The organism is Pseudomonas benzenivorans (assembly GCF_033547155.1).
GTDB lineage: Bacteria > Pseudomonadota > Gammaproteobacteria > Pseudomonadales > Pseudomonadaceae > Aquipseudomonas > Aquipseudomonas benzenivorans_B.
This window is the reverse complement of record NZ_CP137892.1, coordinates 3,517,167-3,536,061: the sequence shown is the minus strand read 5'-3', so window position 1 is coordinate 3,536,061 and position 18,895 is coordinate 3,517,167. Positions and strand designations below refer to the sequence as shown.

Annotated in this window: 19 protein-coding genes; 15 read left to right on the top strand and 4 right to left on the bottom strand. The window is 66.7% G+C overall.

Annotation, left to right across the window (positions count from 1 at the left end):
- Positions 1–168 precede the first annotated feature (168 nt).
- The 10 genes from SBP02_RS16340 (at position 169) to hisC (ending at position 8,111) form a co-directional block, all read left to right on the top strand.
- Complete coding sequence (locus SBP02_RS16340) at positions 169–978, top strand: ATP-binding cassette domain-containing protein (RefSeq protein ID WP_318643319.1); 810 nt, start codon at positions 169–171, stop codon at positions 976–978.
- Positions 978–1,775 carry a lipid asymmetry maintenance ABC transporter permease subunit MlaE gene (gene mlaE, locus SBP02_RS16335; protein ID WP_318643317.1) on the top strand — a complete coding sequence of 266 codons (798 nt, stop codon included), beginning with the start codon at positions 978–980 and terminating at the stop codon, positions 1,773–1,775. The genes SBP02_RS16340 and mlaE overlap by 1 nt, the downstream gene beginning before the upstream one ends.
- Positions 1,775–2,245 carry an outer membrane lipid asymmetry maintenance protein MlaD gene (gene mlaD, locus SBP02_RS16330; protein WP_318643315.1) on the top strand — a complete coding sequence of 157 codons (471 nt, stop codon included), beginning with the start codon at positions 1,775–1,777 and terminating at the stop codon, positions 2,243–2,245. Before mlaE ends, mlaD begins: the two co-directional genes overlap by 1 nt.
- Positions 2,246–2,259: 14 nt before the next feature.
- Entirely contained in the window at positions 2,260–2,892 is a 633-nt protein-coding gene (locus SBP02_RS16325) for an MlaC/ttg2D family ABC transporter substrate-binding protein (RefSeq protein WP_318643313.1), read from the top strand.
- The gene (locus SBP02_RS16320) at positions 2,889–3,197 is read left to right on the top strand and encodes an STAS domain-containing protein (protein WP_318643311.1); all 309 of its coding nucleotides are present in this window, start codon (positions 2,889–2,891) and stop codon (positions 3,195–3,197) included. The genes SBP02_RS16325 and SBP02_RS16320 overlap by 4 nt, the downstream gene beginning before the upstream one ends.
- Before the next feature lie 127 nt (positions 3,198–3,324).
- Positions 3,325–3,564 (top strand): BolA family protein, encoded by a 240-nt coding sequence (locus SBP02_RS16315; RefSeq protein ID WP_213641207.1) that lies wholly within the window; start codon positions 3,325–3,327, stop codon positions 3,562–3,564.
- Positions 3,565–3,579: 15 nt separating this feature from the next.
- Entirely contained in the window at positions 3,580–4,845 is a 1,266-nt protein-coding gene (gene murA / locus SBP02_RS16310) for a UDP-N-acetylglucosamine 1-carboxyvinyltransferase (protein WP_318643307.1), read from the top strand.
- 71 nt (positions 4,846–4,916) lie between these two features.
- Positions 4,917–5,552 (top strand): ATP phosphoribosyltransferase, encoded by a 636-nt coding sequence (gene hisG, locus SBP02_RS16305; protein ID WP_318643305.1) that lies wholly within the window; start codon positions 4,917–4,919, stop codon positions 5,550–5,552.
- 122 nt (positions 5,553–5,674) lie between these two features.
- The gene (hisD, locus tag SBP02_RS16300; protein WP_318643303.1) at positions 5,675–6,985 is read left to right on the top strand and encodes a histidinol dehydrogenase; all 1,311 of its coding nucleotides are present in this window, start codon (positions 5,675–5,677) and stop codon (positions 6,983–6,985) included.
- Positions 6,986–7,058: 73 nt separating this feature from the next.
- Positions 7,059–8,111: a histidinol-phosphate transaminase gene (gene hisC, locus SBP02_RS16295; RefSeq protein WP_318643301.1), complete on the top strand. Its 1,053-nt coding sequence runs from the start codon at positions 7,059–7,061 to the stop codon at positions 8,109–8,111.
- Positions 8,112–8,180: 69 nt separating this feature from the next.
- On the opposite strand, the gene SBP02_RS16290 is transcribed toward hisC, so the two are convergent.
- The 3 genes from SBP02_RS16290 to algW form a co-directional block, all read right to left on the bottom strand.
- Complete coding sequence (locus tag SBP02_RS16290; protein WP_318643299.1) at positions 8,181–8,906, bottom strand: DUF4198 domain-containing protein; 726 nt, start codon at positions 8,904–8,906, stop codon at positions 8,181–8,183.
- A gap of 12 nt (positions 8,907–8,918) precedes the next feature.
- Positions 8,919–11,012: a TonB-dependent siderophore receptor gene (locus tag SBP02_RS16285; RefSeq protein ID WP_318643297.1), complete on the bottom strand. Its 2,094-nt coding sequence runs from the start codon at positions 11,010–11,012 to the stop codon at positions 8,919–8,921.
- A gap of 83 nt (positions 11,013–11,095) precedes the next feature.
- On the bottom strand, positions 11,096–12,238 hold the full coding sequence (gene algW / locus SBP02_RS16280; RefSeq protein WP_318643295.1) for a Do family serine endopeptidase AlgW: 1,143 nt from the start codon (positions 12,236–12,238) through the stop codon (positions 11,096–11,098).
- Between the two features lie 109 nt (positions 12,239–12,347).
- Between algW and SBP02_RS16275 the strand changes: the two genes are divergently transcribed.
- From SBP02_RS16275 to cysN, 3 genes are all read left to right on the top strand, one after another.
- Positions 12,348–13,106 (top strand): Nif3-like dinuclear metal center hexameric protein, encoded by a 759-nt coding sequence (locus SBP02_RS16275; protein ID WP_318643293.1) that lies wholly within the window; start codon positions 12,348–12,350, stop codon positions 13,104–13,106.
- A 222-nt stretch (positions 13,107–13,328) separates the two neighbouring features.
- Positions 13,329–14,246 carry a sulfate adenylyltransferase subunit CysD gene (gene cysD / locus SBP02_RS16270; RefSeq protein WP_318643292.1) on the top strand — a complete coding sequence of 306 codons (918 nt, stop codon included), beginning with the start codon at positions 13,329–13,331 and terminating at the stop codon, positions 14,244–14,246.
- Positions 14,247–14,258: 12 nt separating this feature from the next.
- Positions 14,259–16,160, top strand: a complete 1,902-nt coding sequence (cysN, locus tag SBP02_RS16265; RefSeq protein ID WP_318643291.1) for a sulfate adenylyltransferase subunit CysN — start codon at positions 14,259–14,261, stop codon at positions 16,158–16,160.
- A gap of 94 nt (positions 16,161–16,254) precedes the next feature.
- Here cysN and SBP02_RS16260 read toward each other — a convergent pair whose 3' ends face one another.
- The gene (locus SBP02_RS16260) at positions 16,255–16,695 is read right to left on the bottom strand and encodes a YhcB family protein (protein ID WP_318643290.1); all 441 of its coding nucleotides are present in this window, start codon (positions 16,693–16,695) and stop codon (positions 16,255–16,257) included.
- Positions 16,696–16,828: 133 nt separating this feature from the next.
- Between SBP02_RS16260 and SBP02_RS16255 the strand changes: the two genes are divergently transcribed.
- Together SBP02_RS16255 and SBP02_RS16250 are read left to right on the top strand one after the other, a co-directional pair.
- The gene (locus SBP02_RS16255; protein ID WP_318643289.1) at positions 16,829–17,458 is read left to right on the top strand and encodes an alpha/beta hydrolase; all 630 of its coding nucleotides are present in this window, start codon (positions 16,829–16,831) and stop codon (positions 17,456–17,458) included.
- Positions 17,459–17,504: 46 nt separating this feature from the next.
- Positions 17,505–18,863, top strand: a complete 1,359-nt coding sequence (locus SBP02_RS16250; protein WP_318643287.1) for a tryptophan--tRNA ligase — start codon at positions 17,505–17,507, stop codon at positions 18,861–18,863.
- Positions 18,864–18,895 lie beyond the last annotated feature (32 nt).

The window sequence follows — 18,895 nt, the reverse complement described above, 5'->3', positions numbered from 1 at the left end:
CGAATCCTGTGGTCGCCGTCTCAGTGCCGCAGCATCGAGCCGCCTGTGGCTTGGGCGCGGCAATTGCCCGGTGATATAGTGCGCGGCTGTTTCGGCCCATCCGGCTGGCGTGGTGTCCCCGGAGCGGGGCAGGGCGTCTACCAGGGAGGCTGTTCGCAAGGAGTCCAGATGAGCGCCGACAATCACTACGCGGTCGAGCTGAAAGGCGTGAGCTTTCGGCGGGGCGACCGGGATATTTTCAAGAATGTGGATATCCGCATTCCGCGTGGCAAGGTCACGGCCATCATGGGGCCCTCCGGCTGCGGCAAGACCACGTTGCTGCGCCTGATCGCCGCCGAGCTCAGGCCGAGCCAGGGCGAGGTCTGGGTCAACGGGGTGAACCTGCCCACGCTCTCGCGCAGCGAGCTGTTCGACATGCGCAAGCAGATGGGCGTGCTGTTCCAGAGCGGTGCGCTGTTCACCGATCTCGATGTGTTCGAGAACGTCGCCTTCCCGCTGCGCGTACACACCAAGCTGCCCGAGGAGATGATCCGCGACATCGTCCTGATGAAGCTGCAGGCCGTCGGTCTGCGCGGCGCCTTCGAGCTGATGCCGGATGAGCTGTCCGGCGGCATGAAGCGGCGCGTGGCGCTGGCCCGGGCGATCGCTCTGGACCCGCAGATCCTCATGTACGACGAACCCTTCGTCGGCCAGGACCCGATCGCCATGGGCGTGTTGGTGCGGCTGATCCGGCTGCTCAACGATGCCTTGGGCATCACCAGCATCCTGGTGTCCCACGACCTGGCGGAAACCGCGAGCATCGCCGACTACCTCTATGTAGTCGGCGATACCCAGGTGCTGGGCCAGGGCACTCCGGCCGAGCTGATGGAGTCGGATAACCCGCGGGTGCGTCAGTTCATGCAGGGCACGCCGGATGGTCCGGTGCCCTTCCACTATCCGGCGGTGAGCTACCGCGACGATCTACTGGGGGGGCGCTGATGCGCAAGACATCTCCGCTCGAGCGCATTCGCCTGTTCGGCCGAGCCGGGCTCGACGTGCTGGCCAGTCTCGGCCGTTCGAGTCTGTTTCTCCTGCACGCGATATTCGGGCGCGGTACCGCGGGCAACCCACTGCAGTTGCTGATCAAGCAGCTGTACTCGGTGGGGGTGATGTCCCTGGCGATCATCGTGGTCTCCGGCATCTTCATCGGCATGGTGCTGTCGTTGCAGGGTTTCAATATCCTCGCCCGCTACGGTTCGGAGCAGGCGGTCGGGCAGATGGTGGCCCTGACCCTGCTGCGCGAGCTGGGGCCGGTGGTGACCGCCTTGCTGTTCGCCGGCCGGGCCGGCTCGGCGCTGACCGCGGAAATCGGCAACATGAAGTCCACCGAGCAGCTATCCAGCCTGGCCATGATCGGCGTCGACCCGCTCAAGTACATCATCGCGCCGAGGCTGTGGGCCGGTTTCATCTCGATGCCGCTGCTGGCGATGATCTTCAGCGTGGTCGGTATCTGGGGCGGCGCGATGGTCGCCGTGGACTGGCTCGGCGTCTACGAGGGCTCCTTCTGGTCCAACATGCAGAACAGCGTGGCCTTCCGCGAGGACGTGCTCAACGGGGTGATCAAGAGCCTGGTGTTCGCCTTCGTCGTCACCTGGATCGCCGTGTTCCAGGGCTATGACTGCGAACCGACGTCCGAAGGTATCAGTCGTGCCACGACCCGTACCGTGGTCTACGCCTCCCTGGCGGTGCTGGGCCTGGACTTTATTCTGACCGCTTTGATGTTTGGAGACTTCTGATGCAAAACCGCACACTGGAGATAGGTGTCGGCCTGTTCCTGCTCGCCGGCCTGCTGGCGCTGCTGTTGCTGGCCCTGCGGGTCAGTGGCCTGACCCTGGGTAGCGGCGACCACACCTACAAGGTCTATGCGCACTTCAACAATATCGCCGGTCTGACCGTGCGGGCCAAGGTGACCATGGCCGGGGTCACCATCGGCAAGGTCACGGCCATCGACCTGGACCGCGACAGCTACACCGGCCGGGTTACCATGGCGCTGGACAACGAGGTGGACAACCTGCCGGCGGACTCGACCGCGTCGATCCTGACCGCCGGGTTGCTCGGCGAGAAGTACGTCGGCATCAGCGTCGGTGGCGACGAGGAATTGCTGGCCGATGGCAGCACCATCTACGACACCCAGTCGTCCCTGGTGCTGGAGGACCTGATCGGCAAGTTCCTGCTCAATTCGGTCAATAAAGACCAGTCCAACTAACGAGAGCTCTAGTGATGATCAAGATGCTGCGTAACAGTCTATTCGCGCTGCTGGCGGCCCTTCCCCTGTTCGCCCTGGCCGCGCCCACCGCCCACGAAGTGGTGCAGCGGACCACCGATACCCTGCTGGCCGACCTCAAGGCCAACAAGGAGGCGTACCGCGACAACCCGGATGCCTTCTATGCGGCGCTGAACAATATCCTCGGCCCGGTGGTGGACGTCGACGGCATTTCCCGTGGGGTCATGACCGTGCGCTATTCGCGCCAGGCAACGCCCGAGCAGATGGCTCGCTTCCAGGAGAGCTTCAAGCGCAGCCTGATGCAGTTCTACGGCAACGCCCTGCTCGAATACAACAATCAGGACATCCGCGTGCTGCCCGCCAGCGGTCGGCAGAGTCCGCAGCGCACTGCGGTGAACATGGAAATCGAGGACGGCAAGGGGACGGTCTACCCGCTGTCCTACACCATGGTCAGCCAGGGCGACACCTGGATGTTGCGCAATGTGATCATCAACGGCATCAACGTCGGCAAGCTGTTTCGCGACCAGTTCGCCCAGTCCATGCAGAACCACGGCAACGACCTGAACAAGGTGATCGACTCCTGGGCCGATACCGTGGCCAAGGCCCGCCAGGGCCAGGGCGAATCGTGAGCCGGGCGAGCATCGTCGAGCAGGCCCCGGGCGAGTTGCAGCTGAGCGGCGTGCTGGATTTTCGCAGCGGTCCGGCCCTGCGCGCGCAGGGTGGCCGGCTGATCGGCGCTAGCCGTGCAGAGGCCTGCGTGCTCGACTGTTCGGCGGTGGAGAAGTCCAGCAGCGTCGGCCTGGCCCTGCTCCTGGCGCTGTTGCGCGATGCCCAGGCGGCCGGCAAGAGCCTCTCGCTGCGCAGCCTGCCCCAGGACATGCGGGAGATCGCCAAGGTCTCCGGGCTGCTGGAGATCCTGCCGCTGCAGGAATGAGTCGCGGCGAGGTCTGGGCAGCCCGCCATCGCGCGGGGTTAGCGGGCACGGGGCATTTTTTGTATGATGCTCGGCCCGCAGGCCTAGGCTCTGCTGTCGTAAATCAATATGCCGAGCGAGGTTGCGCATGCAGGCCTTAGAAGTGAAGAGCCTCCTGGAGGCCAAACTGCCGAATACCCAGGTGGAAGTTGAAGGTGAAGGCTGCAACTTCCAGCTGAATCTGATCAGTGACGAGTTGGCCGCCCTGAGCCCGGTCAAGCGTCAGCAGCAGATCTACGCCCACCTCAACCCCTGGATCGCCGATGGCAGCATCCACGCGGTGAGCATGAAATTCTTCAGCCGTGCCGATTGGGCCGCGCGCCCCTGAGGCATCGAGATAGCTATGGATAAATTGATCATTACCGGCGGCGTGCGCCTCGACGGCGAAATCCGCATCTCCGGGGCGAAGAACTCCGCCCTGCCCATCCTCGCCGCGACCCTGCTGGGCGACGCGCCGGTGACCATCTGCAACCTGCCGCACCTGCACGACATCACCACGATGATCGAGCTGTTCGGGCGCATGGGCATCGAGCCGGTGATCGACGAGAAGCTCAGCGTGGAGGTCGATGCGCGGGCGATCAAGACCCTGGTCGCACCCTACGAACTGGTCAAGACCATGCGCGCCTCGATCCTGGTGCTCGGGCCGATGGTCGCGCGCTTCGGCGAGGCCGAGGTGGCGCTGCCCGGTGGCTGCGCCATCGGCTCGCGGCCGGTCGACCTGCACATCCGCGGCCTCGAGGCCATGGGCGCGCAGATCGACGTGGAAGGCGGCTACATCAAGGCCAAGGCGCCGGAAGGCGGCCTGCGCGGCGCGCGCTTCTTCTTCGACACCGTCAGCGTCACCGGCACCGAGAACATCATGATGGCCGCGACCCTGGCCAAGGGCCGCAGCGTGCTGGAAAACGCCGCGCGTGAGCCGGAGGTGGTCGACCTGGCCAACTGCCTGATCGCCATGGGTGCGAAGATCGAGGGCGCGGGCACCGACACCATCACCATCGAGGGCGTCGAGCGCCTGCATGGCGCGCGTTTCAGCGTGATGCCCGATCGCATCGAGACCGGTACCTACCTGGTGGCCGCCGCCATCACCGGCGGCCGGGTCAAGGTCAAGGACGTCGATCCGACTACCCTGGAGGCGGTGCTGTCCAAACTGCAGGAGGCCGGTGCGGAAATCACCAGCGGTGCCGACTGGATCGAGCTGGACATGCAGGGCAAGCGGCCGAAGGCCGTGACCCTGCGTACCGCCCCCTATCCGGCGTTCCCCACCGACATGCAGGCGCAGTTCATCGCCCTCAACGCCATCGCCGAGGGTACCGGCACGGTGATCGAGACGGTGTTCGAGAACCGTTTCATGCATGTGCATGAAATGCTGCGCATGGGTGCGCAGATCCTGGTCGAAGGCAACACCGCCATCGTCACCGGCAGTGAGCAGCTCAAGGGCGCCCCGGTGATGGCCACCGACCTGCGCGCCTCGGCCAGCCTGGTGCTTGCCGCGCTGGTCGCCGAGGGCGATACGCTGATCGACCGCATCTACCACATCGATCGTGGCTACGAGTGCATCGAGGAGAAGCTGCAGCTGCTGGGTGCCAAGATCCGCCGCGTGCCGGGCTAAGCCGGCGCGGCGATGCCCAACGTCCGGCCCACGAGGGCCGGCCTGGTCCAGTTCCAAAGGAAACCCGCTTCATGCTCACCATCGCGCTGTCCAAGGGTCGCATTCTCGACGACACCCTGCCGCTGCTCGCCGAGGCCGGCATCGTGCCGACCGAGAATCCGGATAAGAGCCGCAAGCTGATCATTCCCACCACCCAGGAGGATGTGCGCCTGCTGATCGTCCGCGCGACCGACGTGCCGACCTATGTCGAGCACGGCGCCGCCGACCTCGGCGTGGCCGGCAAGGACGTGCTGATGGAGTACGGCGGCCAGGGCCTGTACGAGCCCCTGGACCTGCGCATCGCCCAGTGCAAGCTGATGACCGCCGGTGCCGTCGGCGCGGCCGAGCCCAAGGGGCGCCTGCGGGTGGCCACCAAGTTCGTCAACGTGGCCAAGCGCTACTACGCCGAGCAGGGCCGCCAGGTCGAGGTGATCAAGCTGTACGGCTCCATGGAGCTGGCGCCGCTGGTCGGCCTGGCCGACAAGATCATCGACGTGGTCGACACCGGCAACACCCTGCGGGCCAACGGCCTGGAGGCCCAGGAACTGATCGCCACCATCAGCTCGCGGCTGATCGTCAACAAGGCCTCGATGAAGATGCAGCACGCGCGCATCCAGGCCCTCATCGACGCCCTGCGCGAGGCGGTCGAGTCGCGACACCCCAGCTGATACCACTGTGCGGCTTACCGCCGCACCTGCCTATCCGTGTCATAGCCAATTTTCTCGGGCGTCCATGCGGAGGGCTTGGTAGCCTAGCGACGCCCGAGCATTCGCCAATCAAGAGGCCCGCTATGACCAGTCCCATCGCCATCCGCCGACTCAATGCTGCTGACCAGGACTTCGCGCGACACCTGGATCATCTGCTGAGCTGGGAAAGCGTGTCGGACGAGGGCGTCAACCAGCGGGTGCTGGAGATCATCGACGCCGTGCGTTCGCGTGGCGATGCCGCACTGGTGGAGTACACCCAGCGCTTCGACGCCCTGGAGGTCGCCGCCATGGCCGACCTGATCCTGCCGCGCGAGCGTCTGGAGCTGGCCCTGACCCGTATCACCGCCGAGCAGCGCGCCGCGCTGGAGCTGGCCGCCGAGCGCGTGCGCCTGTACCACGAGCGGCAGAAGCAGGACTCCTGGAGCTACACCGAGGCCGACGGCACGGTGCTCGGCCAGCAGGTCACCCCGCTGGATCGCGCCGGCCTCTACGTGCCCGGCGGCAAGGCCTCCTACCCGTCCTCGGTGCTGATGAACGCCATCCCGGCCAAGGTCGCCGGGGTGCCCGAGGTGGTGATGGTGGTGCCGACCCCGCGCGGCGAGATCAACGAGATCGTCCTGGCCGCCGCTTGCGTGGCCGGCGTCGACCGGGTCTTCACCATCGGCGGGGCCCAGGCCGTGGCGGCCCTGGCCTACGGCACCGAGAGCGTGCCGCCGGTGGACAAGATAGTCGGGCCGGGCAACATCTACGTGGCCACCGCCAAACGCCACGTGTTCGGCAAGGTCGGCATCGACATGATCGCCGGGCCCTCGGAGATCCTCGTGGTCTGCGATGGCCAGACCGATCCGGACTGGATCGCCATGGACCTGTTCTCCCAGGCCGAGCACGACGAGGACGCCCAGGCGATCCTCGTCAGCCCGGATGCCGCCTTCCTCGACCGGGTGGCCGAGAGCATCGCCAGGCTGCTGCCGACCCTGGAGCGCGAGGCGATCGCCCGCACCTCCATGGAGGGGCGCGGTGCGCTGATCCAGGTCGCCGACATGGCCCAGGCCATCGCGGTGGCCAACCGCATCGCCCCGGAGCACCTGGAGCTGTCGGTGGCGAACCCCGAGCAGTACCTGCCGCAGATCCGTCACGCCGGCGCCATCTTCATGGGGCGTTACACCGCCGAGGCGTTGGGCGACTACTGCGCGGGTCCCAACCACGTGCTGCCGACCTCCGGCACCGCGCGCTTCTCCTCGCCGCTGGGGGTGTACGACTTCCAGAAGCGTTCGTCGATCATCCATTGCTCGGCCGCCGGCGCTTCCGAGCTGGGCAAGGTCGCCTCGGTGCTGGCCCGCGGCGAGTCGCTGACCGCCCATGCGCGCAGCGCCGAGTACCGCATCAAAGAATGATCCGTCATGCGGGCTACGCCGTTGCACGGCCCAGCCTACGCCAAACCGAACGAACACGAGGAGAGAAGGGCAGATGAGCAAGTTCTGGAGCCCCTTCGTCAAGGACCTGGTGCCCTATGTGCCGGGTGAGCAGCCCAAGCTGGCCAAGCTGGTCAAGCTCAACACCAACGAGAACCCCTATGGGCCTTCGCCCAAGGCCATCGCCGCGATGCAGGCCGAGCTGAACGACAGCCTGCGCCTGTACCCCGACCCCAACGGAGAGCGCTTGAAGCAGGCGGTGGCCGACTACTATGGCGTGCAGACCAGTCAGGTGTTCGTCGGCAACGGCTCCGACGAGGTGCTGGCCCATGCCTTCCACGGCCTGTTCCAGCACGGCAAGCCGCTGCTGTTTCCGGACATCACCTACAGCTTCTACCCGGTCTACTGCGGCTTGTACGGCATCGCCCACGAGGCCATTGCACTGGACGAGGGGTTCCAGATCCGTGTCGAGGACTATGCCCGACCCAACGGCGGCATCATCTTCCCCAACCCCAACGCGCCGACCGGTTGCCTGCTGGCCTTGGAGGCCATCGAGCGGCTGCTGCAGGCCAACCCGGATTCGGTGGTGCTGGTGGACGAGGCCTATATCGACTTCGGCGGCGACACGGCCGTCGCCCTGGTCGACCGCTACCCGAACCTGCTGGTGACCCAGACCCTGTCCAAGTCGCGCTCCCTGGCTGGGTTGCGGGTCGGCCTGGCGGTCGGCCATCCGGAGCTGATCGAGGCGCTGGAGCGGATCAAGAACAGCTTCAACTCCTACCCCCTGGATCGCCTGGCGATCGCCGGGGCGGCCGCGGCCTTCGAGGATCGCCCGTACTTCGAGCAGACCTGCGCCGCGGTGATCGCCAGTCGCGAGGCGGTGGTGGCCGGGCTGCAGGGGCTGGGTTTCGAGGTGCTGCCGTCGGCCGCCAACTTCGTCTTCGCCCGCCACCCTGGGCGCGACGCCGCCGAGCTGGCTTCGCGGCTGCGCGAGCAGGGGGTGATAGTGCGCCACTTCAAGCAGGCGCGCATCGCCCAGTTCCTGCGCATCAGCATCGGTACGCCGGAGCAGAACCAGGCGCTGCTGGATGCGCTGAGGACGCTCTAAGCCGGCGCTTGACGATGGGCGAAGAAAAGCCGGAGGCGCGTGAGCGGCTTCGGCTTTTTGCCGTCTGGGCTACTCGCGATGTGTCTCGCCGAGGAAGGTCAGGGAGGCGAACAGGCCGCGGGTCTCGATATCGGCATCGTTCTTCACCGGCAGCTCGACCTCGGCGCTGATGACATTCAGTCCCGCGTTGCGCACCGGCACCTGGGCGCGCCCCTCGGCATCGGTCACCGCGCTGACCTGGTGTGGCGCGCCGCGGTAGTCGCCGATCAGCTCGACCCCGGCTGCCGGCTTGCCGTCGACCAGCACGCGCACCGGCAGCGGCTTACCCGGGCCGACCCGCAGCGGGTCGGTTTCCGGCAGTATGACCATCTTCAGCTGGGCCAGCTCCGGCAGCTTGGCGCCTTCGGCATGGATGGCCAGGCTGTATTTGTAGGTGTGCAGCGAGCGGGTCGAGTTCGGCACCTGGCTGCGGCCCTGATTGACCCACTGCTGGTCCGGGGTCAGCGACCAGGCGCCGTTGTCCAGGGCAACGCCGAGCACGGCCGGTGGTCGCAGCGGTTGCAGGCGGGCATGGTCGGTCAGGCGCTCCACGCTGACCGGGATCATCCGACCGCGAGCGTCGTAGGCCCAGGCGCCGCTGACCTTCTCGGCCTTGAACGCATTGTCCTCGGCGCCATGGCCGTAGATGGTCTCGATATGGCCGCGGCGCTGCTCGGTCCACAGGCCGTGGGCATTGGCCTGGGCGGCCAGCAGGGCGGCACACAGGGCGCCGGTGAGCAGGGGAAGTGCTTTCATTTGGCGATTTCCTTAGAGGTCGAGGCTGAGGTTGAAGCTGAGGTTGCGCGGCTCGCCGGGCATCACCCAGAGGCTGCTGTAGGAGCGTTCGTAGTACGTTTCGTCGAACAGGTTGTTGAGCTGGGCGCCGAGCTTGAGGCGCTCGTTCACCCGGTAGTGGGCCAGTAGGTCCAGGGTCTGGTACGAAGGCAGCTGGAAGTCGCTGCCGCTTTCCCCGGAACGGTCGCCGACATAGGTGTAGGCCGCGCCGACATCGGCGCCGCGCCAGGCATCGTCCTGGAACTCGTAGACCGCCAGCAGGCTGCCGCTGCGCCGCGGCACCCCCAGCAGGCGGCTGCCGCTGGGCAGCCGGGCGTCCCCCTCGGTGACTTCGGCATCGATAAAGGCCAGGGCGCCGATCACCCGCAGGGCGTCGCTCAATTGGCCGCTGAGCTGCAGGTCGAGGCCCCGGCTTCGAGCCTCGCCGGCGGCAGCCTGGAAGGCCGGGTCGAGCGGGTCGGCGGTGAGCACGTTCTCCTTGGTCAGGTGGAAGGCGGCGAGGGTGGCGCCGAGGCGGTCGTCCAGCAGCCCCAGCTTGACCCCGGCCTCGTAGCCCAGGCCTTGCTCCGGATCGAAGCTCTGGCCGCTCCGGTCCAGGCCGCTGTTCGGTTTGAACGAGGTGGACGCGTTGGCGAACAGGCCGACCTGCGGGGTCAGCTGGTAGAGCAGGCCCAGGCGCTGGGTCAGGGCGTCGTGCTGCTGGCGGCTGACTCGGCCGCTGGTGCGGTTGTCCAGGTGCTGATCGAAACGCTCCCAGCGCAGGCCGGCCAGGCCATGCAGGCGTTCGCTGAGGCGGATCTGGTCTTGCAGGTTGAGGGCGTGGCTGCTCACCTGCTCGTGGTGGTCGCTGCCGGAGCGCGCGCCATTCGGGCGTGGGCGGCCGTACAGCGGGTCGTAGATGTCGATGGCGCTGCGCGGGCGAATCTCGGTGACCCGCTCGTTCTTGCGGTAGTTCTCGTACTCGGCGCCCAGCAGCAGGCGGTGCCGCAGGCCGGCGAGGTGCAGATCGCCGTGCAGTTCGACCTGGGTGATGCTGTCGTGCCAGCTGGTCTCGCGCTCGCGAAAACGCCGCGTCAGGGTCCGCCTATCGGCGGCCAGCGCGTGGTTCTCGCTGGCGAGGCCGTCTAGCGTGCCTTCCTTAAAATGGCTGGCCAGGCGCAGGCGCCAGCTGTCGTCGAGGATTTGTTCCAGGCTGGCCTGCAGTTGGTTGTTGTCGTTGCTTATGTGGCCGTCGCTCGGCTCGCCGAGGAAGGTCGAGCGCGATACCAGGCCCAGCTCGCCGCCCGGGGCGACGATGCCGCGGTCGAATACCGAGCGATGGCGCACCAGTTCGGCCTCCAGCAGCAGGCGGGTATCCGGACCGAGTTGCCAGCTCAGGCTGGGGGCGGCGAACACCCGTTGGTTGCCGACGTGGTCGCGGAAGCTGTGGTTGTCCTCCACGGCCAGGTTGACGCGCGACAGCAGATCGCCCTGCTCGTCCAGCGGGGTGTTGACGTCCAGTGCGCTGCGGTAGCGGTCCCAGCTGCCGGCGCTGCTCTGCAGGCGGGCGAAGCGCTCGGCCTGGGGCTTCTTGGTGACGATGTTGATCGTGCCACCGGGATCGCCGCGGCCGTAGAGGCTGGCCGCCGGGCCCTTGAGCACCTCGACGCGCTCGATGTTGGCGGCGTCCGGGGTGCTGGGGTAGCCGCGGTTGACGCTGAAGCCGTCCTTGTAGAATGCCGAGGTGGCGAAGCCGCGGACGCTGTATTCGAAGAGGGTCAGGCCGCCGAAGTCGTTCTGTTTAGCGACGCCGCCGGCGAAATCCAGGGCGCGCTCGACGTCGCTGCTGCCGAGGTCGTCCAGCACGCCGGCGGGAATCACGCTGATGGCTTGGGGGATTTCGCCGATCGGCGTGTCGGTCCTGGTGGCGCTGGCCGAACGGAGGGCGCGGTAACCCCGTACCGGGCCGTCGGCCTGCTCTGGATGGGCGGTGATGATGCTGTCGTCGAGTTGAGCGGGGAGGGGAGGCGCGGCGGCCACGGCGACCGGGGCGAGCAGTCCGGCGAGCAGGAGGTGGGTGGGGCGCAAAGGGTGGCTCTCTCGTGAGTTAATTATGTAATAACATTACATGTTTGTGAGAGAAGTTATCAAGCGCCGGATTCGGGCCGCGTTCAATTGCCGTTGGCGGGGGGGCGTACGCCGACCACGGCGCTCAGGCGCAGCAGCTCGGCGTTGCGAATGACCTCGATGCTGATGGTGTCGCCCGGCTTGGCGCGGGCCACCTGGTTCATCGAGCGGCGGCCGTCGCTGGCTGCCTCGCCGTCGATGCTGAGGATCAGGTCGCCGGGCTGCAGGCCGGCCTTTTGCGCCGGACCGCCGCGGTAGATGCCGGCGACGACGATGCCGGGCTGGCCGGCCAGGCCGAAGGACTCGGCCAGCTCCGGGGTCAGCGGCTGTACCTCGATGCCGAGCCAGCCGCGGATCACCTGGCCGTGCTCGACGATCGCCTGCATCACCTCCAGCGCCAGCTTCACCGGGATGGCGAAGCCGATGCCCTGGGAGCCGCCGGACTTGGAGAAGATCGCCGTGTTGATTCCGAGCAGGTTGCCGTGGGCGTCGACCAGGGCGCCGCCGGAGTTGCCGGGGTTGATCGCCGCGTCGGTCTGGATGAAGTCCTCGTAGGTGTTGAGGCCCAGCTGGTTGCGCCCGGTGGCGCTGATGATGCCCATGGTCACGGTCTGGCCGACGCCGAAGGGGTTGCCGATGGCCAGGCTGACGTCGCCGATCTTGATATCGTCGGAGCGGCCGAGGGTGATCGAGGGCAGGTCCGGCAGGTCGATCTTCAGCACCGCCAGGTCGGTTTCCGGGTCGCTGCCGATGATCCGCGCCAGGGTCTCGCGGCCGTCCTTCAGGGCCACCACGATCTGGTCGGCGCCGCTGGTCACGTGGTTGTTGGTCAGCAGGTAACCTTCCGGGCTCATGATCACCGCCGAGCCGAGGCTGGACTCCATGCGCCGCTGCTTGGGCAGGTTGTCGCCGAAGAAGCGGCGGAACTGCGGGTCCTCGAACAGCGGGTGGCTGGGTTTCTCGACGTACTTGGTGGTATAGAGGTTGGCCACCGCCGGCGATGCCAGGCTCACCGCCTCGGCATAGGATGCCGGACCCTCTTGCAGGCGCTGATAGAGCGGGGCCTGGCGCAATTGCACGTCCTGGCTGGGCAGGCCGACCCAGTGGGGGAACTGTTGAATGATCAGCAGTGCCGTCAGCACGCCGACCAACAGTGGCCAGCCGAGAAATCGCAGGGCCTTGAACATCGATGAAATCCTGAGGGTTGCGAGGGCCTTGGGGCCCCTTTAAGGTGCGCCATTATAGAGGGGCGCCCGCCAATAAATCAGCGCCCGGTAACAGTTGGAGAGAATCTGCATGGCCATTGCCCTGACGACCCTGGTGGAAGAGGCCGAGCGCTATCTGGGTGCGGCACGTATCGCCGACTACTGCCCGAACGGCCTGCAGGTCGAGGGCCGGCCCCAGGTGCGCCGCATCGTCAGCGGTGTGACCGCCAGCCAGGCGCTGGTCGATGCCGCGGTCGAGGCCCAGGCCGATGTGCTGCTGGTGCACCACGGCTACTTCTGGAAGGGCGAGAATCCCTGCGTCACCGGCATGAAGCAGCGCCGCCTGAAGGCCCTGCTGGCCCACGACATCAGCCTGCTGGCCTATCACCTGCCGCTGGACCTGCATCCGGAGGTCGGTAATAACGTGCAGCTGGCCCGTCAGCTGGGGATCACCGTCGAGGGTCCGTTGGAGCCGGACAACCCGCGCACCGTCGGCCTGGTCGGCTCCCTGGCCGATCCCCTGAGCCCGGGTGACTTCGCTCGCCGCGTGCAGCAGGTTCTCGGTCGCGAACCGCTGCTGGTGGCGGGGCCGCGGCCGATTCGCCGCATCGGGTGGTGCACCGGCGGCGGCCAGGGCTATATCGACCAGGCCATCGCCGCCGGCGTGGACCTGTACCTGACCGGCGAAGCCTCCGAGCAGACCTTCCATAGTGCCCGGGAGAACGGCATCAGTTTCATCGCCGCCGGTCACCACGCCACCGAGCGCTACGGCGTCCAGGCGCTGGGCGAGTACCTGGCGCGACACTTCGCCCTCGAGCACCAGTTCATCGATTGCCCCAACCCGGTATGAGCCTGCCCATCAGGGGCCTCTGCTGGCTCTGCGGCGAGCGGACAGGGCGGGCTTCGTCGCGCTCTGGCCCTCGGCTCGAGGGGGCTGACGGCCGAAACTGCCGGCATAAAGCTAGATTTTTTTGATCTAACTGCTCGCCTGTATAGAAGCTTGTGTCGTGCTAGAGTGCGGCCTCGTCCCCCCGGCCCGCCGGCCCAATCACTCAGCAATCCGTGAGTAGCCATGCTCGATAAACTGACGCACCTCAAACAGCTGGAGGCGGAGAGTATCCACATCATTCGTGAAGTGGCCGCCGAATTCGACAACCCAGTGATGCTCTATTCCATCGGCAAGGACTCCGCCGTGATGCTGCATCTGGCGCGCAAGGCATTCTTTCCCGGCAAGCTGCCGTTCCCGGTGCTGCATGTGGACACCCGCTGGAAGTTTCAGGAGATGTACAGCTTTCGTACCCAGATGGTCGAGGAAATGGGCCTGGACCTGATCACCCACATCAATCCCGAGGGTGTGGCGCAGGACATGAACCCCTTCGTCTACGGCAGTGCCAAGCACACCGACGTGATGAAGACCGAGGGCCTCAAGCAGGCCCTGGACAAGTACGGTTTCGATGCCGCCTTCGGTGGCGCCCGCCGCGACGAGGAAAAGTCCCGGGCCAAGGAGCGCGTCTACTCCTTCCGCGACAGCAAGCACCGCTGGGACCCGAAGAACCAGCGCCCGGAGCTGTGGAACCTGTACAACGGCAAGGTCAAGAAGGGCGAGTCGATCCGCGTGTTCCCGCTGTCCAACTGGACCGAGCTGGACATCTGGCAGTACATCTACCTGGAGCAGATCCCGATCGTGCCGCTGTACTTCGCGGCCGAGCGCGAGGTGGTCGAGCTCAACGGCACCCTGGTGATGATCGACGACGAGCGCATCCTGCAGTACCTGACCCCGGAGCAGAAGGCCAGCATCCAGAAGAAGATGGTGCGCTTCCGTACCCTGGGCTGCTACCCCCTGACCGGCGCGGTGGAGTCCAGCGCCACCAGCCTGCCGGAAATCATCCAGGAGATGCTCCTGACCCGTACTTCCGAGCGCCAGGGCCGGGTCATCGACCACGACGCCGCCGGCTCGATGGAAGAGAAAAAACGCCAGGGCTACTTCTAAGGATCGCGAACCATGAGTCATCAATCCGATTTGATCAGCGAGGACATCCTCGCCTACCTGGCCCAGCACGAACGCAAGGAACTGCTGCGCTTCCTCACCTGCGGCAACGTCGACGACGGCAAGAGCACCCTGATCGGGCGCCTGCTGCACGACTCCAAGATGATCTACGAGGATCATCTGGAGGCCATCACCCGCGATTCGAAGAAGGTCGGTACCACCGGCGAGGACGTCGACCTGGCGCTGCTGGTCGATGGCTTGCAGGCCGAGCGGGAGCAGGGCATCACCATCGACGTGGCCTACCGCTACTTCAGCACCGCCAAGCGCAAGTTCATCATCGCCGACACCCCGGGCCACGAGCAGTACACCCGCAACATGGCCACCGGCGCCTCGACCTGCGACCTGGCGATCATCCTGGTCGACGCCCGCTACGGCGTGCAGACCCAGACCAAGCGCCACAGCTTCATCACCTCGCTGCTGGGCATCAAGCACATCGTCGTCGCGGTCAACAAGATGGACCTCAAGGACTTCGATCAGGGCGTGTTCGAGCAGATCAAGGCCGATTACCTGAAGTTCGCCGAGCGCATCGACCTCAAGCCGACCACCCTGCACTTCGTGCCGATGTCGGCGCTCAAGGGCGATAACGTGGTCAACAAGTCCGAGCGTTCGCCCTGGTATGACGGCCAGTCGCTGATGGAAATCCTCGAGACTGTGGAAGTGGCCGGCGATCGCAATTTCGACGACATGCGCTTCCCCGTGCAGTACGTCAACCGGCCGAACCTGAACTTCCGTGGTTTCGCCGGCACCCTGGCCAGCGGCATCGTGCGCAAGGGCGACGAGGTCGTGGTATTGCCGTCCGGCAAGGGCAGCAAGGTCAAGTCCATCGTCACCTACGAGGGCGAGCTGGAGCAGGCCGGCCCGGGCCAGGCGATCACCCTGACCCTGGAAGACGAGATCGACGTGTCCCGTGGCGACATGCTGGTGCATGCCGACAATCGTCCGCAGATTCGCGACAGTTTCGAGGCCATGCTGGTGTGGATGGCCGAGGAGCCGATGCTGCCGGGCAAGAAGTACGACATCAAGCGGGCCAGCAGCTATGTGCCGGGGACCATCGCCGGTATCGCCCACCGGGTCGACGTGAACACCCTGGAACAGGGGGCCGCCAGCAGCCTGCAGCTCAACGAGATCGGCAAGGTCAAGGTCGCCCTGGACGCGCCGATCGCCCTCGACGGCTACGACTACAACCGCACCACCGGCGCCTTCATCGTCATCGACCGGCTGACCAATGGCACCGTCGGCGCCGGCATGATCATCGCCAAGCCGGTCGGTGCGCAGAATGCCGAGGGTCACCACGGCAAGCTCGCCCACGTCTCCACCGAGGAGCGCGCCAGCCGCTTCGGCCAGCAGCCGGCCACCGTGCTGTTCAGCGGCCTGTCCGGCGCCGGCAAGAGCACCCTGGCCTACGCCGTGGAGCGCAAGCTGTTCGACATGGGCCGTGCGGTCTATGTGCTCGATGGGCAGAACCTGCGCCACGATCTGAACAAGGGCCTGCCGCAGGATCGTGCCGGGCGCACCGAGAACTGGCGCCGTGCCGCTCACGTGGCGCGCCAGTTCAACGAGGCCGGCCTGTTGACCCTGGCGGCCTTCGTCGCTCCGGACGCCGAGGGCCGGGAACAGGCCAAGGCACTGATCGGCGCCGAGCGCATGATCACCGTGTACGTCCAAGCCTCGCCCCAGGTCTGCCGCGAACGCGATCCGCAGGGGCTGTATGCCGCCGAGGGCGACAACATCCCGGGTGAGTCCTTCGGCTATGACGTGCCGCTGGATGCCGATCTGGTGATCGACACCCAGAGCCTGTCGGTCGAGGAGGGCGCCAAGCAGGTGCTGGCGCTGCTGCGCGAGCGCGGCGCGATCTAAGGTCGAACCGCCCACAAAAAAGCCCCGCTCGAGAGCGGGGCTTTTTTGTGGCTCGGCATCAGCCGCTGGGCATCGGGCGGCTGCGTCGTCGGCCTTATTTCTTGGTCTTCAAGCCGTAGCTTTCGTCGAGCATGCCCGGTACGTCGGCGCTTTTCGGCGCGTAGTCCTTGGGCATCTCCTGGTGCGCCGGGGCCTTCAGGCGTTCGCGTTTCTCGCCGCCTTCGCCGGCGAGCAGGGTGGCCAGCAGGCGCTGCCGGGTCAGCTCGTCCAGGGCCAGGCGGTTGGCCCCCTCGGACAGGTGTTGCTGCACCTCCTGCTGGCTCTGGCTGAGTTTCTTCACCAGGCTGGCCGTGGTGTTGAAGTGGGTCACCACCTCGCTCTGGTAGGCGTCGAAACGCGACTGGATTTCGTCCAGCCGACGCTGCGTGCGGTTCGGCGCCGCATTGGGTGCCAGGCGGGCGATCAGGAAGCCGATGGCGACACCGACTACCAGGGTGAGGGCCGGCACCAGCCAGGCTGTGAGTGTCTGTTCCACGAGTCCTTCCTCTCTAAACGGCTTTGCTTTACGTTAACGGCTCGAACCTGCGCTGTATACCGCCATGCAATGCTGTGCGGCGCAGGCTGTCAGCTAGACGTGTCGACCCCGTTTGGGGTCACGGAGTTAACCGTTGCTCAGCCGCGAAACCCCTCTATTCATCGATGGCCCCTGCGGCCAACTGGAAGCCCTGTCCCTCGCCGTGCCCGACGCCCGTGGCGTGGCGTTGATCTGCCACCCCAATCCGGTGCAGGGCGGCACCATGCTCAACAAGGTGGTCTCGACCCTGCAGCGTACCGCCCGCGACGCCGGCCTGGCCACGCTGCGCTTCAACTACCGGGGCGTCGGTGCCAGCGCCGGCAGCCATGACATGGGCGGCGGCGAGATCGACGACGCCGAGGCCGCGGCCCGCTGGTTGCGCGCCCAGTATCCGCAGTTGCCCCTGACCCTGCTGGGCTTCTCCTTCGGCGGCTTCGTCGCCGCCAGCCTGGGCGCCCGCCTGGAGGGGCAGGGGGTCGAGCCGGCGCACCTGTTCATGGTGGCGCCGGCGGTGCAGCGCCTGAGCGCCGAGTATCCGGCGGCCGCGCGTTGCCCGCTGACCCTGATCCAGCCGGAGGACGACGAGGTGATCGAGCCGCAGGCCGTGTACGACTGGTCGGCGGCGCTGCCGCGTCCCCATGAACTGCTGAAAGTGGCAGAATGCGGGCACTTTTTTCACGGCAAGCTGACCGACCTCAAGGAGCTGCTTGCCCCGCGACTCTGATTTTCGATTGCCGCCTGCCAGGCGCCTCATCCAATAAGCGAACGCCATGACCACTCGTATCCTCACCGGCATCACCACCACCGGCACCCCCCATCTGGGCAACTACGCCGGCGCCATCCGTCCGGCCATAGTCGCCAGCCGCGCCGCGGATGCCGATTCCTTCTACTTCCTGGCCGACTACCATGCGCTGATCAAGTGCGACGATCCGGCGCGCATCCAGCGTTCGCGGCTGGAGATCGCCGCCACCTGGCTGGCCTGCGGCCTGGACGTCGACAAGGCGACCTTCTATCGCCAGTCCGACATCCCCGAGATCCCCGAGCTGTGCTGGCTGCTCACCTGCGTCGCCGGCAAGGGCCTGCTCAACCGCGCCCACGCCTACAAGGCCTCGGTGGACAAGAACGTCGAGGCCGGCGAGGACCCGGATGCCGGCGTGACCATGGGGCTGTTCAGCTACCCGGTGCTGATGGCGGCGGACATCCTGATGTTCAACGCGCACAAGGTGCCGGTCGGCCGCGACCAGATCCAGCACGTGGAGATGGCCCGCGACATCGCCCAGCGCTTCAACCACCTGTTCGGCGCCGGCAAGGAGCTGTTCACCCTGCCCGAGGCGGTGATCGAGGAAGACGTGGCGACCCTGCCGGGCCTCGACGGGCGCAAGATGAGCAAGAGCTACGACAACACCATCCCGCTGTTCGGCAGCGCCAAGCAGCTCAAGGACGCCATCGCCCGCATCGTCACCGACTCGCGCGCCCCGGGCGAGGCCAAGGACCCGGACAGCGCCCACCTGTTCACCCTCTACCAGGCCTTCGCCACGCCGGCACAGCAGACCGCGTTCCGCGCCGAGCTGTTGGACGGCCTGGCCTGGGGCGAGGCCAAGCAGCGCCTGTTCCAGCTGCTCGACGGCGAACTGGGCGAGGCCCGCGAGCGTTATCAGGCGCTGATCGCCAGGCCCGGCGACCTGGAGGAGGTGCTGCAGGCCGGCGCGGCCAAGGCCCGGCGGATCGCCACGCCCTTCCTCGGCGAGCTGCGCGAGGCGGTGGGCCTGCGCTCGTTCCGCGAGCAGGTGCAGGCCTCCACCAGCGGCAAGAAAAAGGCGGCCAAGAACGCGCGCTTCGTCAGCTTCCGCGAGCCGGACGGCAGCTTCCGCTTCCGTTTCCTCTCGGCCGAGGGCGATGAGCTGCTGCTCTCGCGTCCCTTCGCCGACCCCAAGCTGGTCGGCGCCATCAGTCAGCGGCTGATCGCCCAGGGTCCCGATGCCCTGGAGCTGCGCGAGGACGAGGGCGACCAGTTCACCCTCTGGCTGGACGGCGAGTGCCTGGCAGACAGCCCGGCCTACCCCGACCCGGAGGAGCTGGACGCCGCCATGCTGCGCCTGCGCGACGCCATCGCCGGCCTGGCCGGCTAGTGCCTCGGGTTTCGCCGCGTCGTCGGGTCGAC